The organism is Jeotgalibaca sp. A127 (genome assembly GCF_052266745.1).
Lineage (GTDB): Bacteria > Bacillota > Bacilli > Lactobacillales > Aerococcaceae > Jeotgalibaca.
In genome coordinates this window covers 85,509-102,514 of record NZ_JBQPRC010000006.1, presented here as the reverse complement: position 1 = coordinate 102,514, position 17,006 = coordinate 85,509, and the positions used below count along the sequence as shown (strand labels likewise).

General features: G+C 39.2%; 17 protein-coding genes. 1 reads left to right on the top strand and 16 read right to left on the bottom strand.

Annotation, left to right across the window (positions count from 1 at the left end):
- Positions 1 to 22: 22 nt before the first annotated feature.
- From ACTVAI_RS07875 to dnaE, 12 genes are all read right to left on the bottom strand, one after another.
- A complete protein-coding gene (locus ACTVAI_RS07875; RefSeq protein ID WP_443472997.1) occupies positions 23 to 754 on the bottom strand; it encodes a pseudouridine synthase in 732 nt (243 codons plus the stop codon).
- A gap of 8 nt (positions 755 to 762) precedes the next feature.
- Complete coding sequence (scpB, locus tag ACTVAI_RS07870) at positions 763 to 1,347, bottom strand: SMC-Scp complex subunit ScpB (RefSeq protein ID WP_443472996.1); 585 nt, start codon at positions 1,345 to 1,347, stop codon at positions 763 to 765.
- Complete coding sequence (locus ACTVAI_RS07865; RefSeq protein ID WP_443472995.1) at positions 1,347 to 2,117, bottom strand: segregation and condensation protein A; 771 nt, start codon at positions 2,115 to 2,117, stop codon at positions 1,347 to 1,349. The genes scpB and ACTVAI_RS07865 overlap by 1 nt, the downstream gene beginning before the upstream one ends.
- On the bottom strand, positions 2,114 to 2,500 hold the full coding sequence (locus ACTVAI_RS07860; RefSeq protein WP_443486336.1) for a GNAT family N-acetyltransferase: 387 nt from the start codon (positions 2,498 to 2,500) through the stop codon (positions 2,114 to 2,116). Before ACTVAI_RS07860 ends, ACTVAI_RS07865 begins: the two co-directional genes overlap by 4 nt.
- Positions 2,501 to 2,612: 112 nt before the next feature.
- Positions 2,613 to 3,431 (bottom strand): purine-nucleoside phosphorylase, encoded by an 819-nt coding sequence (locus ACTVAI_RS07855; protein WP_443486335.1) that lies wholly within the window; start codon positions 3,429 to 3,431, stop codon positions 2,613 to 2,615.
- Between the two features lie 23 nt (positions 3,432 to 3,454).
- A complete protein-coding gene (gene deoB / locus ACTVAI_RS07850; protein ID WP_443486334.1) occupies positions 3,455 to 4,627 on the bottom strand; it encodes a phosphopentomutase in 1,173 nt (390 codons plus the stop codon).
- Between the two features lie 14 nt (positions 4,628 to 4,641).
- Positions 4,642 to 5,532: a site-specific tyrosine recombinase XerD gene (gene xerD / locus ACTVAI_RS07845; protein WP_443486333.1), complete on the bottom strand. Its 891-nt coding sequence runs from the start codon at positions 5,530 to 5,532 to the stop codon at positions 4,642 to 4,644.
- On the bottom strand, positions 5,525 to 5,992 hold the full coding sequence (fur, locus tag ACTVAI_RS07840; protein ID WP_443486332.1) for a ferric iron uptake transcriptional regulator: 468 nt from the start codon (positions 5,990 to 5,992) through the stop codon (positions 5,525 to 5,527). The genes xerD and fur overlap by 8 nt, the downstream gene beginning before the upstream one ends.
- A gap of 19 nt (positions 5,993 to 6,011) precedes the next feature.
- Positions 6,012 to 6,884, bottom strand: coding sequence for a CvfB family protein (locus ACTVAI_RS07835; RefSeq protein WP_443472989.1), 873 nt, complete (start codon positions 6,882 to 6,884; stop codon positions 6,012 to 6,014).
- A gap of 193 nt (positions 6,885 to 7,077) precedes the next feature.
- A complete protein-coding gene (gene pyk / locus ACTVAI_RS07830) occupies positions 7,078 to 8,835 on the bottom strand; it encodes a pyruvate kinase (protein WP_443486331.1) in 1,758 nt (585 codons plus the stop codon).
- Positions 8,836 to 8,872: 37 nt separating this feature from the next.
- Entirely contained in the window at positions 8,873 to 9,835 is a 963-nt protein-coding gene (gene pfkA / locus ACTVAI_RS07825; RefSeq protein WP_443472987.1) for a 6-phosphofructokinase, read from the bottom strand.
- 161 nt (positions 9,836 to 9,996) lie between these two features.
- Entirely contained in the window at positions 9,997 to 13,326 is a 3,330-nt protein-coding gene (gene dnaE / locus ACTVAI_RS07820; RefSeq protein ID WP_443486330.1) for a DNA polymerase III subunit alpha, read from the bottom strand.
- A gap of 132 nt (positions 13,327 to 13,458) precedes the next feature.
- Between dnaE and ACTVAI_RS07815 the strand changes: the two genes are divergently transcribed.
- Positions 13,459 to 13,641 carry a YjzD family protein gene (locus tag ACTVAI_RS07815; protein WP_443472985.1) on the top strand — a complete coding sequence of 61 codons (183 nt, stop codon included), beginning with the start codon at positions 13,459 to 13,461 and terminating at the stop codon, positions 13,639 to 13,641.
- Positions 13,642 to 13,698: 57 nt separating this feature from the next.
- Here the strand turns inward: ACTVAI_RS07815 and queA are convergent, their stop codons facing one another.
- The 4 genes from queA to msrB form a co-directional block, all read right to left on the bottom strand.
- Positions 13,699 to 14,730 carry a tRNA preQ1(34) S-adenosylmethionine ribosyltransferase-isomerase QueA gene (gene queA / locus ACTVAI_RS07810; RefSeq protein ID WP_443472984.1) on the bottom strand — a complete coding sequence of 344 codons (1,032 nt, stop codon included), beginning with the start codon at positions 14,728 to 14,730 and terminating at the stop codon, positions 13,699 to 13,701.
- Between the two features lie 32 nt (positions 14,731 to 14,762).
- Positions 14,763 to 15,770 carry a Holliday junction branch migration DNA helicase RuvB gene (ruvB, locus tag ACTVAI_RS07805; protein ID WP_443472983.1) on the bottom strand — a complete coding sequence of 336 codons (1,008 nt, stop codon included), beginning with the start codon at positions 15,768 to 15,770 and terminating at the stop codon, positions 14,763 to 14,765.
- Positions 15,771 to 15,782: 12 nt separating this feature from the next.
- Positions 15,783 to 16,385, bottom strand: a complete 603-nt coding sequence (ruvA, locus tag ACTVAI_RS07800; protein WP_443472982.1) for a Holliday junction branch migration protein RuvA — start codon at positions 16,383 to 16,385, stop codon at positions 15,783 to 15,785.
- Positions 16,386 to 16,517: 132 nt separating this feature from the next.
- A complete protein-coding gene (gene msrB / locus ACTVAI_RS07795; protein WP_443486329.1) occupies positions 16,518 to 16,943 on the bottom strand; it encodes a peptide-methionine (R)-S-oxide reductase MsrB in 426 nt (141 codons plus the stop codon).
- Between the last annotated feature and the right edge of the window lie 63 nt (positions 16,944 to 17,006).

The window sequence follows — 17,006 nt, the reverse complement described above, 5'->3', positions numbered from 1 at the left end:
CACCTTCCTTGACAGCAACACATTACTTCTGGGACTGTTGTTTAGCCAGATTCTTCATTTTTTCGACTTCGAAAGCTTTCAAAGGTCGATACATGCCTGGTTGGAGATTATCCAGCGATAAAAAGCCGAACCGCTCTCTTTTTAATTTCGTAACGGGACAGTCAATTGCCGCAAACATTTTCTTGACTTGATGATTCCAGCCTTCGTGAATGGTAAGCTCAACGACTGCAGTCTTATTTTTTAGGTTTTGTGAAATCAGTCGCGCTTTTGCTTTAGACGTTTTTTTACCATCTATCACTACACCACGCTCTAATTTCAATAACTGTTCTTTGGTAGGGATGCCATTTACTTTAGCTACATACGTTTTCTCTACGTGGTATTTCGGATGCATTAATATATTAGCGAATTCTCCATCATTCGTCATTAATAAGAGACCTGTTGTATCATAATCCAATCTGCCAATCGGATAAATGCGTTCTTTGATTCCTTTGAAATAATCATTTACAACGGTCCGATCTTTATCGTCTGAGACAGCTGAGAGTGTATTTTTAGGTTTATAAAACAAATAATAGACAGGCTCTTCACGATAGATAGGCAAGCCATTCACTTCTACTTGATCCCGATTTGAAACTTTGATTCCTAATTCTGTCACGCGTTTTCCATTTACAGTGACGCGCCCTTCTGTAATTAATTCTTCTGCTTTTCTGCGCGATGCGATTCCTGCATGAGCGATTACCTTTTGTAGTCTTTCCATTATATCTTTTAACCCTCTTCCTCTGTTATGGGGAAATCTTCCTGATCAAATAAATCAAAAAATTCATCTTCAGCCATTTCAAATAAACCTTCAGCATTAGGTAAATCATCCAAATCTTTTAAGCCAAAATAGTTCATGAAATATTCTGATGTTCCGTAATTTATTGGTCTTCCCGGCGTTTCTGACCTTCCGAGGTCTTTAACCAACCCTCTCAATATTAGCCTTTGTAACATACTTGAGGATTGGACGCCACGAATTTCATCGATTTCAATTCTCGTAATCGGTTGTTTATAGGCTATGATTGCTAACGTTTCAAGAGCTGCTTGTGATAAGTGAGAGGTAAATGGAGAAACTGCATATTGCTTGATCAATTCTGAATATTGCCTTTTGGTGGCCAACTGATACCGATTTCTTGTTTCAATTATTGTTAGTCCGGAGCCCTGATTTTGCTCATAGGCTTGTTTTAGCAAGGATACCAAGTTGTGCGCCTCTAATGGAGTAATTTCTAACAAAGCAGTCATTTCCTCAAGCGTAAGTCCTTCATCACCCGCAACAAACAATAAACTCTCCAAAGAACCAATTTTTTCCTCCATTAATGCTGACCTCCTTCTATCCGTTCCAACAAAATTTCTCCATAAGTTAGCTCTTGCCTAAAAATTATTTTTCGCTCTTTTACCAATTCCAGCATGGCAAGAAAAGTATTGACGATAGCTGTCTTAGTTGGTATTTCGTAAAAAGACGAAAAAGGAATTTTCATTTTTTTGTTTGTTGAAAATTGTTCGAATCGACTTAAGATATGAATCATTGTTTGTTCAACAGATATCGCTTCTTGATTCATTTTTGCTTGTAATGGTTTCTTTTTTTGCAGACGTTGGTACATTTTTTGAAGGGCCTGCAACAAATCTTCACGAGAAACTTCTCCCGCTTCTAAAGGTATCGATTGACGGTAATTGTCCAAATCTGCTGGGAGCTTCGTGAAATATTCACCACGCTCTACTTCCATTTCCTTGAGGACTTTAGCCGCCTCCTGGATCCTTTTATACTCCAATAACTGTTGAATTAATTCTTCACGCGGATCTTCACCTTCTTCGTAGAAGTCATCTTCAATCTCAATGACTTTCTTAGGTAAAAGCATTCTGCTTTTTATTTCAACTAGCGTAGCAGCCATTAACAAATAATCTCCAGCAATATCAAGACGTAGTTCTTGCATTGCATGAAGATATTGTAAGTATTGCTCTGTTATTTCAGCCATTGGAATATCAAGGATATCTACTTTCAGCTCCTTAATCAAATGCAACAATAGATCAAGCGGACCCTCAAAACTTTCGAGCTTAATAGTTAATGATTCTTGTTCATTCATCATTTTTCGTCCACCAAATCATCTGTTTCGTTTAATTTTTGAGCCCATTTTGCAATTATAGGTGCCGTTTCCAACGTTCCATTTATCGCATGATTTGGAAAGAGAGATTGTAATTTATTTAATAATTTATAGACTATTCCTTCATTACGAAAAGAGGGATTGATAGCAACATGCCGGACCAAGGCCACAACATCATTGTATTCCACTCCGATAATACCAACAATATTATCCGTATCGGTATCTTTCCATAAAAACAATTGCTTGTCTTCCGATTGGATATAACTCTCCATTTCATCTTGAAGTCGATCAACCGATTTAAAATCAGCAATATATGAAAGTAGTCCCATCGCTATTTTTTCATAATTCTGGTTATAAGAAATTAACACACTTTTCTCCTCACATCTTTAAAAAATGATTATACAAGATTCCCACTCTGAAAACACAAACGTAACTTTAACACACAGCAATGGGAATCTCAAATAATCAATTAATTACTCTCTAAATAGCACGTAAAGTATTTTTTAGAAGTTCTTTGAATGTTTGATTTACTCTTGTTGTAACTTCTACTACTTCATCGTGGTTAAGGTTCGATTGCATACCTGCAGCCAAGTTTGTGATACATGAAATACCAAAGATACGTAAACCAGAATGACGAGCTACGATTGCTTCCGGAACAGTTGACATCCCAACAGCATCAGCACCAAGTGTACGAGCCATAACTATTTCTGCAGGCGTTTCGTAAGTGGGTCCACTAAAGCCCATATATACGCCTTCCTTAAGAGAGACACCCATCTCGGTTGCTACCTCTTTAATTTTTTCTTGATACTCTTTGTCGTATGTTTCACTCATATCTGGGAAGCGCGGTCCCATTTCATCATCATTTTTACCAATTAATGGGTTTTGTCCTGTGAAGTTAATGTGATCGGTAATAAGCATCAAATCTCCAGGTGTGAAATCAAAATTGGCCCCACCCGCAGCATTTGTCACCCCAATGGAATGTACACCTAACAACTTCATAACACGAACCGGCATAGTAACTTCTTGAATATGATAGCCTTCGTAGAAATGGAAACGTCCTTGCATAGCGATAACTTTTTTACCAGCAAGAGTACCGTAAACCAATTGACCTTTATGACCTGAAACCGTGGAAGTTGGAAAATTAGGAATATCTTCGTAAGGGACTGCAATTGCATCCATAATTTCATCTGCTAAATCGCCAAGTCCGGATCCTAAAATCAAACCAACTTCAGGATTCAACAATCCTTTTTCTTTTAGAAATTCAGTCGTTTCATGTAATTGCTCAGTTGTTATATTCATTATTTAATCTCCTACCTTTGAAATTATTTTAATTCGTCCAAGAAACTCTTTCCGTTTTCCGTTTCTTTAACTTCAAAATTGTCCACAATTGTTTGTGCGATGTCTGAGAAATATCCCTGCTCCAATTTACCGGAAGCAACCATAGATTTGCTATACGCCAGCATTGGGACATATTCACGTGTGTGATCGGTTCCAGGTGCAGTCGGGTCATTACCATGATCTGCTGTGATGATTAATAAATCATCTTCTTGGAGAGCATCTAAAATTTCCGGAATACGATTATCAAAGTCCTCAATGGCTTGTCCATAACCCGCAACGTTACGACGGTGTCCATAAACGGCATCAAAATCAACCAAATTCAAGAAACTGATACCAGTAAACTCTCTTTTCATGACGTTCAATAGTTGGTCAACGCCATCCATGTTGCTCTTTGTTCGCACAGAATCGGTAATACCTTTTCCATTAAAGATGTCGCTGATTTTACCAATTGCGATAACATCATATCCACCATCTTTTAAATGATCCAAAGCTGTGTCATTAAAAGGACTTAGTGCATAATCATGGCGATTACTTGTACGCGTAAAGTTACCTGGCTCTCCTAAGTAAGGTCTAGCAATGATTCTACCGATCATGTATGGATCGTCCAAAGTAATCTTTCGTGCATATTCACAAATAGCATAAAGTTCTTCCAGAGGTATAATTTCTTCATGAGCCGCTATCTGTAAAACGGAGTCTGCAGAAGTATAAACAATCAAATCCCCGGTTTTCATTTGGTGCTCTCCAAATTCGTCAAGAATTTCCGTGCCGCTGGCTGGTTTATTTCCGATAATTTTTCTTTTTGAAAAAGTTTCGATTTTTTCAATCAATTCATCAGGAAAGCCATCAGGGAAGACGCGGAAAGGTGTCTCAATATTCAATCCCATGATTTCCCAATGCCCGGTCATCGTATCTTTACCAACAGAAATTTCTTCTAATTTCGTATTGTAACCAATATAATCTTCAACCGGTTTGATTCCTTTAATATCGGCAACATGTCCCAGTCCCAACTTTTCGAGTTCGGGAATTTCTAATCCTACTGTTTTTGCAATGTTTCCCAGTGTATCAGCGCCTACATCTCCGAATGCTGCTGCATCTGGTGCTTCTCCAATTCCTACTGAATCCATTACCACAATGTGAATACGTTTATACTTTTTCATGCGATTTTCTCCCTTCATGCTCTTGGATGGTGTTGTCGATAGGATTCCACCATCCGTTCCTTGCTAATATGGGTATAAATTTGCGTTGTTGAAATATCAGAATGACCAAGAAGCTCTTGAACGACTCTTAAATCGGCTCCATTTTCCAGAATATGTGTTGCGAATGAATGCCGCAACATGTGTGGCGAGACATTCTTATGAATTCCTGCTTCTTGCACCAGTTTTTTTAAATTTTTCCAAATCCCCTGGCGGCTAAAACCTTTCCCGTGAAAATTAAGAAACAAGTGTGGCGTCTCGGCTCTGCCTTTTGCTAGACTTGGACGGCTTGTCGCGAGGTAAGCTTCCACCCAATAGGTTGCTTCCTCACCCAAAGGTACCAAACGTTCTTTGTCACCTTTACCTATTGTTTGAATGAAACCTAAATCAAGATGTAATTCGGACAAAGTCAAGGTAACCAATTCGCTGACACGTAATCCAGTAGCGTATAAAACTTCCAGAATTGCCCGATCCCTGAGTCCCAACACAGTCTTTGTATCAGGAGTTGACAATAAATGGTCAACCTCGTTCACACTCAAAGATTTCGGCAAGTTTTGCTTTTTTTTAGGCAACTTTAAATCGTCTAATGGATTAATTTTGATAACCTTTTCTTCAACCAAATACTTATGGAATTGACGCAATGCCGATATCATACGACTAATTGAACTCGTTGCGAGTTTTTCAGCGTTCAACATTGTCAAATATTCTTTAACATCTGCTTTAACAACCGCGTCGAAAGAGGCAATCTTTTTAGCGGCCAAGAATGAGGTATATTTATTTAAGTCTCTTTTGTAACTTTGCACGGTATTAACTGCCAGACCTTGTTCGATTCTTAAATGGTGCAAATACTCCTGAATAATATCATCCATTTAATCCACTGTCCCTCTCCAGCGATTGGCAAACTTTACATATCCCATGGAAGGTTAAGCGATGATCCAATATTTTAAACTGGTAATCCGCTTCAATGTTCTTTTCAATCTGACTTAACAAGTCTTCGAAAACTTCCTCAATGACCCCACATCTGGAACAAAGTAAATGATGATGAAAGTGTCCACTGTCTTTTCTTTTTAAATCATAGCGTGCAATACCATCTTCAAAAACGACCTTCTTGACGGCATTTAATTGCGTCAATATTTCCAGTGTTCGGTAGACTGTAGCAAGACCGATATCCGGATGAGTTTGCTTTAATAACATAAAAATTTCTTCTGCGCTGAGATGCGCCGTTTTATTGTCAATCAAAACCTGCACTAAAGCTTCTCTTTGAGGAGTCAATTTAAATCCTGCTCTTTGCAACTGGCTTTTGATATCTGGTAAAGATAGTTGCAACATGATATTCCTCCTCTTTCGATTACTTTTTATTTACAATTAGCTTCGTTTTACCATCTTCTTGAATGATGAGTCGTTCTTTCATTAAACGACCCAAAGCCCGTTTGAATTGTGCTTTGCTAATTCCGAAATAGTCCCGGATTTCATCTGGGTCACTCTTATCATGATACGGTAAGGTATTCGTTGGACTCTTTTGTAACAAAGTAAGAATCATCTGCGCGTCACCTTCCAAAGCCTCATGTACACGTGGTTTTAAGGAAAGATTCAACATACCATGTGGACTAACGCCAATAACACGTGCATTAACTCTTTCCCCTAAACGCGGTTCCATTTCCCGTTCAGTTGGATGGATGAAACCAATGTAATAGTCATCCGTTAAAATGAACGTCCCAACCATTTTGAGGCGATAAACAATTCCTGTTACATCCTTGTTCTTCCAGTCATCGCCTTGTGGTGTTCTCGCTATCGAACGCATAATGTCCTCGTCTGCAAGGACTCCCCATATACGATCTTTTTCATCCACTGATAAGCCGATCATTAATTGATCACCTTTTTTAGGCCATAAGCTTTTTATATCCGAAAGAAAATCCAAAGATAACACAATTTCTTTATCGGGTAAGCCAATATCAACAAAGACACCTAAATCTTTACGGACATCAACAACTTCACCCCATCCGAAATGCCCAACTTGACTCTTGGGAATATTTGTTGTCATTGATAATTCTTTTTTCATGGATTCATATGCAAATCCTTTGACAGTATCACCCAAGTTTAATTTTTCTTCAACAGCTGTTTTTGGCAAACGATAAGTGACCCCATTTTTTTGGACAAAATAATCTTTGTCATTCTCATCTGTTACCAGTGCTGTGATGACTGTACCTAAATCTTTATTCATGTCTTCCTCCATCTGGATTCTGCCTTCGAATCCGCTTTTATTTCGCTTCATTTATGTCTTGCAATGTCTGTTCTCATTTTATCATAATAGGAGGCATTTGTTACACGCTAGCGCATCTTATATACCCAAAAAAACTGGAAAGAATACACAAACCGTGTTTTCTCTCCAGTTCTGTTCACTTCATTATTGGTAATTAGATAGCTGTAGTTGCGCCACGATAGATGATTCCGCGACGAGCGTCAACAGTAATGATTTCACCGTCTTGAACTAGTGAAGTTACATCGTTAGCTCCAACAATTACAGGAATACCTTGTGCAATTGCAATAACAGCTGCGTGGCTTGTTAAGCCGCCAGTTTCAACAACGATTGCATTTGCTTTTTCAATTGCTGGCATGTAGTCTTTGTCAGTTGTTTTAACAACTAAAATACAATCTTCGGTAGCATTTTTGTTTGCTTCTTCCGCAGAAAGAGCAACAACCGCTTTACCAACAACCGCTTTTTCACCAATCCCTTGACCATTAGCTAATTTTGAACCAATTAGTTGAATTTTCATCAAGTTTGTAGTTCCACGTTCACCAACTGGAACACCAGCAGTGATGATGATTAAATCACCTTCAGTTGCAAAACCACTCTCTTTAGCAGCAACTGTTGCAAGATCCATCATTTCGTCAGTTGAACCTGGTTTTTCTGTTACAAATGGGTAAACGCCATAAGATAACGCTAAACCACGTGCTTGACGGTCAGAGAATGTAACAGCAACGATATGTGCTTTTGGACGGTATTTAGAAATCATACGAGCTGTATGACCTGATTCAGTAGCAGCCACGATTGTTTGGATACCCAAGTTACGAGCTGTATGACCAACTGATTGACCAATTGCTTCAGCCATATCTGTGTTGGAGTATGCTTTCAATGTAAATGCATCACGGCCAACAAGTGCATCTTCTGTACGTTTAGCAATAGTAGCCATCATTGTAACAGCTTCAACTGGGTAATCCCCTGCTGCTGTTTCACCCGAAAGCATAACTGCGTCTGTACCATCGAAAATAGCGTTCGCCACGTCTCCCGCTTCCGCACGTGTAGGACGTGGGTTACGTTGCATGGAATCCAACATTTGTGTTGCAGTGATAACTGGCTTACCAAGACGATTACATTTTTCGATCAACATTTTTTGTGCGATTGGAACATCTTCAGTTGGGATTTCAACACCCAAGTCCCCACGAGCAACCATCAAACCTTGAGAAATTTTCAAGATTTCATCGATGTTATCCACACCTTCTTGGTTTTCGATTTTTGGAATGATTTGAATATGTGTTGCATTGTTTTCTTCCAAAATCTCTGTAATCGCTAGTACATCACTTGCGCGACGAACAAAACTTGCTGCGATAAAATCAACGTCATTCTCGATACCAAATTTAATATCAGAAGCATCTTTTTCTGTAATACCTGGTAAATTAGTGGAAACGCCAGGAACGTTAACACCTTTTTTATTTTTCAAAATTCCGGAGTTTTTAACAAGTGTGACAATTTCACCGTTTGCTTTATCGATTTCAGTTACTTCCAAGTCTACAAGACCGTCATCTAGCAAGATATGGTTACCAACAACAACATCATCAATCAAACCTGGGTAAGAAATTGAGAATTTCTCTTTTGTTCCTTGAACTTCTGTCATTGAGATACGCACTGTTTCGCCAGAAACTAATGATACGATACCATCATCCATGTTATGTGTACGGATTTCTGGTCCTTTTGTATCAAGTAGGATACCTACCATCTTTCCTGTAATACGGGAAGCTTCGCGTATGTTTTTGATACGTGCTAAATGTTCTTCATGGTCACCATGAGAGAAATTTAAACGTGCCACATTCATACCTGCTTCGATTAATTGTACAAGTGTATCGATTGATTCACTTGCCGGACCAATTGTACATACAATCTTGGTTTTTTTCATAACTTAAAACTCCTCTTTGCAATTATAGTTAAAGAAATCAGAAAGAGATTTCTTTATTGATTTGGTAAAGAGAAAGATACGGAACATCGCGTTTTCTCTCTAATGTCTCTATTATATCATTAAAGACAACTTGAGAACCAACAATCCCGATGCATAGTCCGCCCTTTCCTTCCTCTAGTAATTGTACCGCATTATAACCAAATAAACTACCTAAAACTCGATCTCGTGCCGAAGGAGAGCCTCCTCTTTGAACGTGACCAAGAACTGTAACACGTGTATGGAAGTTTTTGTACTCTTGTAACTTTTCAGCGAATTCATTTCCATTCATTACACCTTCAGCAAGCATAATGATTGTATGTTTTTTACCACGTTTACGACCATCTTCGATTTCCCGGACAACCTCATCCATAGAGAAATCCATTTCTGGAATAATAATGCTCTCTGCACCACTACCGATACCAGACCAAAGTGCGATATCGCCAGCATTCCTACCCATAACCTCAATCACAAATGTGCGAACATGACTTGTTGCTGTATCACGAATTTTATCTACTGAATCAAGAACAGTATTGATGGCAGTATCAAAACCTAATGTATATTCTGTCCCTGGAATATCGTTGTCAATAGTACCTGGAATGCCAATTGTAGGAAAACCTAATTTAGTTAATGCGGCACCGCCACGGTAAGAACCATCTCCACCAATAACGATTAAACCATCAATTCCAAATTTTTTCAATTGCTCAATTCCTTTTTGTTGCCCTTCTATATCCTTGAACTCAGGATAACGTGCTGAGTAAAGCACTGTACCACCACGTGAAATCGTGTCTCCCACGTCATCAACGGTTAGGCGATGAATGTCTCCTGCGACCATTCCGGCATAACCATAATTAATTCCATATACTTCCAATCCATCATAAATCCCTTTACGAACAATTGCTCGAATAGCTGCGTTCATTCCTGGTGCATCTCCACCACTTGTTAAGACTGCAATGCGTTTCACAATATTCACCTCATTATGATTTAAAAAAAATAATTTAAAATAAGTAGTTCCCTTGTCTAGTCGGCAACTAACTTTCACCCTTTATATTACCACTGTTTCCGCTTAAAATCCTGGTATATATCTAAATAATGGCACAATTGTTAACGGTAACAGCGCCTGCATCATTTTACCACAACATTGTCAGAACCAAATAAAGTTTTTATTTTTTTTACCACATTTTCTGAAGCTTCAAATTGATAGCCTTGATCCATTAATATTTTACGATTATGGATGGTGTCCACTAATATAACAGGACTTTTTCCTGGATTTTCTTTTAATATAGTCTTAAGTTTTCCAAACAGCTCATCACCTTCAGAAGTTATCCGAATGTAACACGTCTCTGCTTTTGGAGACCTTTTGGAAAGGTATTCCTCAGGAGTAGTCATTTGTTGAATGATAATGGATTCCTTGTCTTTTCCACGTTTATTATCCAGTTTCCCTTTTAAGATGATTAACTGTCCCTCTTGCAAAAGTTTCAAATGCGCCCGATAGGTTTCGGGAAATAAAGTGGCATTCATCATTCCTGAACCATCAGTCAGTGTCAGAAAAGCCATGTTTTCACCTTTTTTAGTTTGGATTTTTTTTATTTCTCTCACTAATCCCATTGAAAAGTTTGTTTTATTGGGTTCCATCTCCATCAAATACTTAACGTTATCCTCTTTATAAAGAAATTTATATGCATCAATGGGATGCCCGACTAGAGAAATCCCTAAATATTCCTCTTCCATTTCTGCTAATTTAGAAGCTGGAAACTCCTGAACTTCAACATATTTAGGTTCCAGGACTTGAAACAAATCGATATTATTACCACTATAGGCAATACTGGCCATCATCCCTGGTAAGGACTGACTAAGCGTGGCTCGGTTGTATCCAAATGAATCGAGCGTTCCACTGCCGATCAGTGGCATAATCATTTCCGTCTTCAACCATTTTTCAGGTAAACGTCGTAGGAATTGAACGAAATGTTGGAATTTCCCGGCTTGATTTCGTTCAGCCAAGATAGCTTGAACGAAATCACGTCGCAATCCCTTTATACCACCAAGACCAAACTGAATTTTGTTATCAAGTAGAGAAAAACGCCAAGAACTTGAATTAATATTCGGGTAGGTAATTTCCAGGTTTTGCTTTTTAATATCTAGGATATAGTCCTCCATTTTATCCGAATGAGGGTTGACGGAGTTGAGCAAAGCCGCAAAGAAGGCGGCGGGATAATGAACTTTTATATAGGCCATTTGATAGGCGATAAAAGAATAAGCTACCGAATGAGAGCGGTTAAAGCCGTAATTGGCGAATCGTTCTATATAGTCATAGACTTGCTTCGCTGTTTCAATACTATAGTTATTTTTAAGTGCCCCCTCAACGAAATGGTTGCGCTCCCTGTCCAGTGCATCCTTTTGCTTTTTACCAATCGCTCGTCTTAATATATCTGCTTCTCCGAGGGTAAACCCTGCTAGCTCCGAAGCAACTTGCATGACTTGTTCCTGATAAACCATAACTCCATAAGTCACTTTCAAAATGGGCTCTAAATTAGGATGAGGGTACGCAATAACCTGCTTGCCTTTTTTTCGATTAATAAAGGTTTCAATCTGCTCCATTGGACCCGGACGATATAGCGCATTGACAGCTACTAAATCTTCCAAATTTTCCGGTCCCAAACGACGTAAAACATTGCGGATTCCTCTTGATTCAAATTGGAAAATCCCATTTGTATCTGCCTTCCTAAACAAACGCATTGTTTCTTCATCATCAACCGGAATTGAAAAAATGTCTATACTCGTATTCGTTTGCCGCTCCGCAAGTTGGACGGCATCATTTAAAATGGTTAGATTCTTCAATCCCAGAAAGTCCATCTTCAATAGACCGATTTCTTCAATATTTCCCATTGGATACTGGGTTAACAAAAGCTCACCTTCACGATGTTGCAAAGGAACCAAATCCATTAAAGGCTGTTCACAAATAACGATTCCAGCAGCATGGGTTGAAATATGGCGTGGAGAGCCTTCAATTTTTTTTGCAGTCTCAAATAGCAAAGCATTCTTTGTAGAGGCTTGCGTTAATTTTTGCAATGATTGAGACTGGTTCCAGGCATCTTCAAGGCGTATGCCAATTTGAGTTGGTATGGCAGCGGACCATTCGCTCGCTTCCTGGGTTGTTAATCCAAAGACACGAGCTGTATCACGTATAGCCATTTTGGCTGCCAACGTCCCAAAAGTAATAATTTGGGCAACGTGTTCATGACCATACTTATTATGAACATAACGGAGCACTTCATCCCGACGGTCATCTGGAAAGTCCAGATCGATATCCGGCAAGGTATATCTTTCTTTGTTGAGAAATCTTTCAAACAGTAAATTATATGCGATAGGGTCAACATGAGTAATTCGTAATACGAAAGCGACTAAGGAACCGGCTGCAGATCCTCTTCCTGCTCCCGGTAATATTTTGGCATGACGAGCATAATCCATTACATCCCACACGATTAAAAAGTAGTCATCAAAGCCCATTTCATGGATGATGGATAATTCGTAATCCAATCTTTCTTGATAGTGCTTATCAGCCGTTGGAACGCGTTGAGCTAATCCTTCATAGCAAAGTTTCCGTAGATACTCAGCCGTATCCGTCCCTTCTGGTATCGGATAGTGCGGCAATAAGTTTTGATTCAAGGGTAAGTCGATATTAATAGAATTTGCAATCGTTTGCGTTTGTTTGGCTTCATTTTCCAATCCTAATTCTGCAAAACGTTTTGCTGCGTCATGGGCTTCCGGCAAAAAGTATCCACCCACAAGATTTCCTTCTTGAATGTCAAGTTGTTCTCCTTTATCGATTGCCTGAAGAACTTTTGTACTGAAATAGTCACTGGGGTTTAGGTAACGGACATCATGCATCGCTGTAGTTGGGATACCTGTTTTCGCCGCTAAATTGGATAACGGTTTAATCAATGATTCCATCTGCTGATGTGCTTGTATACCCAAATAAAAATGCTGGTCAGCAAAAACTTGCTTCCAGTACAATGCAACCTCTTCCGCTTTTTGAAGTTCATTTTTTTTGATGAATGCTTCTATTTCACCTTTTTCTCCCGGTGTTATGGCAATTACGTCTTCCATACCCATCTCGAAATGTTCTTTCAAGGTAGCTTTATTCCCGGTTGAACGAATAGTTGATAGTGTCATCAACTTTTGGTATCCTCTCAGATTTTTGGCTAAAAGAACGAGCGAAAATTCCTGTTCGGTGTTAACAATACCGGGTATATCCAATTGAATCCCAATAAGTGGCTTCAGCTTGTGTTTAATGCATAATTTAAAAAAGTCTATTTGCCCGTACATGTAATTGATATCTGTTAGGGCAATAGAATTATAGCCTCTTTCTTTGGCTGATTTGACCAAATCTTCCAAAGAAGTGGTTGTTTGTAAAAGAGAATAATGACTGATTACTTGAAGTTGAACGAATGCCATAGCATATATCCCTCCTTCCTATCCGTATTCTATTATAAACGATTGCGAACATTTAAAGTAGCTCCCCTCATCAATAAATTCTTGTGTTATTTTCTAAAAGTGATAAAATTAGCGAGGAGAGAAGGTGCAATAATGAAATATTTGGTAACTTTATTCTGGGGTTTCATTTTAGGCCATGTAGCCTTCTATATCGGAAGTGCTTTGGAAGGAAACGGCTATGATTTTGTAAATGCCTCAATTCTTGGTCTATTCGCTGGCGTTGTGATTATCCTCCTTACAGCAATGTTCCCAAAACAGAAACATTCAGAAGTATAATAAAAGCAAGAGGAGATGAGGAATGTAACAATTCCTCATCTCCTCTTTTATTGTTGGTTATTTTTTTACGAACATTGCATCCCCAAAACTAAAGAAACGATAGCGTTCTTTAATTGCATGGTGATAGGCATGCAGTACATTTTCTCTCCCGGCAAATGCGCTAACCAACATAACAAGTGTTGATTTAGGCAAGTGGAAATTTGTAATGAAACCTTGTACAACCTTAAACGTATAACCGGGTGAAATGAAGATATTTGTCCAGCCACTATCTGCCTGGATATCACCATTGAATTTCGTTCCGATTGTTTCTAAAGTCCGTATCGAAGTGGTCCCTACTGCAATAATGCGTTTCCCTGCTTTTTTAACATCCCGTAGCGTTTGAGCGGATTCTTCAGATAACGAATAGAACTCAGAGTGCATTTCATGACTATCCAGATCTTCCACCGATACAGGCCTAAAGGTACCTAGGCCCACATGCAAGGTTAAATAAACAATGTGGACCCCCTTTTCTTCAGCTTGTTTCAATAATTCTTGCGTAAAATGCAATCCGGCTGTAGGAGCTGCCGCGGAACCATTTTCTTTGGCATAAACAGTTTGATAACGTTCCGCATCATCCAGTCTTTCTTTGATATAAGGTGGTAATGGCATTTCCCCTAGACTCTCTAAAATTTCAAGGAAAATACCCTCATACTGGAATTCAATGATACGACCTCCATGATCCAGCACTTTTTTAACTACAGCTTTCAACAGACCGTCGCCAAAAGAGATAACCGTTCCCACTTTAGCCCGTTTTGCTGGTTTCACCAATGTTTCCCATTCATCACCGTTTGTATTATTTAATAATAAAACTTCTAAGTGAGCACCCGTATCTGGTTTTTCACCATGTAACCGCGCTGGCAATACACGTGTATTGTTCAAAACGAGTGCATCGCCTTCTTCCAATTCATCCATGATAGATGGAAAATGGCGGTCTTCAATTTCTCCGGACAAAGCATCTAAAATCAATAAACGCGACGCCGAACGATCTGCCAAAGGTACTTGGGCAATCAACTCTTCTGGTAATTCAAAATCAAAATCGCTTGTTTTCATATTACTTCCTCAATTCATTTATATGTCTCGCTTCAATTAATGGGTAATTCATATCCCAGATGTTGATAGGCAACCGGTGTCACGATGCGTCCTCGTTGGGTTCGTTTGAGAAAACCGATTTGCAATAAGTACGGTTCATACATATCTTCAATCGTATCGCGATCTTCGCCAATTGTCGCTGCAATCGATCCGATACCAACTGGTCCCCCATGGTAATAGTCAATCATGGTAGTCAAAATTTGCCGATCAATCGCATCCAAACCTTCTTTATCGACCCGGAGCAAGGTCAAGGCCTTATCAGCAAGTGGACTTGATATGATTCCATCCGAATAAACTTGTGTATAATCCCTGACTCGACGCAAGAGTCGGTTGGCAATACGTGGGGTTCCTCTGGAACGACGCGCAATTTCGATAGACCCTTCTTCTTCAATCTCACTATTTAAAACACCCGCTGTCCTGGAAACTATTTTTGTTAAATCCGAAACATCATAGAATTCCATTCGCAAGACGATTCCGAAACGGGCACGTAAAGGAGCAGATAGACTACCGGCTTTCGTTGTCGCCCCTATCAATGTGAAGGGAGGTAGTGAAAAATGAACTGGGCGCGCATTTGAATCTTGACCAATAATAATATCGACAAAATAATCTTCCATCGCCGAGTACAATACTTCTTCAACGATGCGAGGCAAACGGTGGATTTCATCAATAAATAATACATCCCCTGGTTCAAGCTCATTCAAAAGAACCATTAAATCACCCGGTTTTTCAATGGCAGGTCCACTTGTCGTATGGATATTAACATTCATCTCATTAGCAATAACCCGCGCCAGCGTTGTCTTGCCTAGCCCAGGAGGGCCATACAATAAAACATGGTCCAAGGCTTCATTACGCATTTTTGCTGCTTCGATATAAATCTGCAATTCACTCGTTACCTTGGTTTGCCCGATATACTCTTTTAGTGTTTGCGGACGCAAGGACTGCTCAATCGTTTCTTCATTATCTCCAACAACATCACTTGATAGTATGCGAAAGTCGTCCATTATACACCCCTCCTACCCTTTCAATAACAACTTGAATGCCATACGCAGAACTTCTTCTGTGCTTGTAAATGATTGTTCTTTTAGTTTTGGTATGACTTTATTTATTTCCCGAACGGAATAGCCAAGCCCTTGCAAGGCCTCTTCAGCTTCGGAGAGATGAATATTTCCATCTTCCTCTACAACAGTTGGCTGATCTATTTCTGCACCATCCAGTAATTCAGTTAGCTTCCCTTTCAAATCCAGCACAATTTGTGAAGCTGTTTTCTTGCCAACTCCCGGAAACTTCGTCAAATAGGTGCTGTTTTCTGCCTCGATTGCATGAATCAAACCATCATGATCCCCATTCGCCAAAATGGATAAACCACTTTTTGGTCCTATTCCAGAAACACTAATAAGTTTAAGATAAAGCTGCTTTTCCCTAAAATCTTTGAAACCATATAATGTAATGCTGTCTTCACGGACTGCTTGGTGGATATATATTTGGGTCTCTTCTTTCTGTAAAGAAGAATATCGAAAAGGGTTCGCTACGAGAATTTGGTACCCGATTCCATTCACATCCAGCACAATATAAGTGGGATGAACGCCTACTATGATTCCTCGTAAATATTCATACATGAGCCTTTCCCCTTTCAATTTTTCTAACGTCTATCATATCACAGGTACGGTTATGATGGGGAAAATATCTTGAAAAACAAAAAGAAAGGACCTCCGCATCAAATCACTCAGAGGTCCTTTCCGGAAGGTAATTTAATTGAATAGCGAACGATATTCGCCATATCCTTCTTTTTCTAAATCTTCGTAGGCAACAAATCGCATCGCAGCTGAATTGATACAGTAACGTAAGCCACCCATTTCTTCCGGACCGTCTTCAAAAACGTGTCCTAGGTGTGAATCCGCTTGACTGCTACGGACTTCAGTTCTTTCCCGAGCCAATTTGGTATCTACTTTTTCTGTCAATTTTGCAATTGGCTTGGAAAATGAAGGCCATCCACACCCAGCATCATATTTATCTGTAGAGCTAAATAAAGGTTCTCCGCTAACAACGTCAACAAAAATCCCCTTTTCATAGAAATCATCGTATTCTCCGGAGAATGGCCGCTCAGTCGCTTCATTCTGGGTTACTTCATATTGAAGTGGGGTAAGTTTTTGACGCAATTGTTCTTTATCAGTCATATCTTTCATTCCTTTGTCTCTCAATTTGTTATTACTTATTTTAACTCATTAATATTCTTTTTC

Bases quoted from the DNA above. Each gene is read 5' to 3' on its own strand.
- ACTVAI_RS07875 (WP_443472997.1), bottom strand. From the start codon at position 754: ATGGAAAGACTACAAAAGGTAATCGCTCATGCAGGAATCGCATCGCGC.
- scpB (WP_443472996.1), bottom strand. From the start codon at position 1,347: ATGGAGGAAAAAATTGGTTCTTTGGAGAGTTTATTGTTTGTTGCGGGT.
- ACTVAI_RS07865 (WP_443472995.1), bottom strand. From the start codon at position 2,117: ATGATGAATGAACAAGAATCATTAACTATTAAGCTCGAAAGTTTTGAG.
- ACTVAI_RS07855 (WP_443486335.1), bottom strand. From the start codon at position 3,431: ATGAATATAACAACTGAGCAATTACATGAAACGACTGAATTTCTAAAA.
- deoB (WP_443486334.1), bottom strand. From the start codon at position 4,627: ATGAAAAAGTATAAACGTATTCACATTGTGGTAATGGATTCAGTAGGA.
- xerD (WP_443486333.1), bottom strand. From the start codon at position 5,532: ATGGATGATATTATTCAGGAGTATTTGCACCATTTAAGAATCGAACAA.
- fur (WP_443486332.1), bottom strand. From the start codon at position 5,992: ATGTTGCAACTATCTTTACCAGATATCAAAAGCCAGTTGCAAAGAGCA.
- ACTVAI_RS07835 (WP_443472989.1), bottom strand. From the start codon at position 6,884: ATGAATAAAGATTTAGGTACAGTCATCACAGCACTGGTAACAGATGAG.
- pyk (WP_443486331.1), bottom strand. From the start codon at position 8,835: ATGAAAAAAACCAAGATTGTATGTACAATTGGTCCGGCAAGTGAATCA.
- dnaE (WP_443486330.1), bottom strand. From the start codon at position 13,326: ATGGCATTCGTTCAACTTCAAGTAATCAGTCATTATTCTCTTTTACAA.
- ACTVAI_RS07815 (WP_443472985.1), top strand. From the start codon at position 13,459: ATGAAATATTTGGTAACTTTATTCTGGGGTTTCATTTTAGGCCATGTA.
- queA (WP_443472984.1), bottom strand. From the start codon at position 14,730: ATGAAAACAAGCGATTTTGATTTTGAATTACCAGAAGAGTTGATTGCC.
- ruvB (WP_443472983.1), bottom strand. From the start codon at position 15,770: ATGGACGACTTTCGCATACTATCAAGTGATGTTGTTGGAGATAATGAA.
- ruvA (WP_443472982.1), bottom strand. From the start codon at position 16,385: ATGTATGAATATTTACGAGGAATCATAGTAGGCGTTCATCCCACTTAT.
- msrB (WP_443486329.1), bottom strand. From the start codon at position 16,943: ATGACTGATAAAGAACAATTGCGTCAAAAACTTACCCCACTTCAATAT.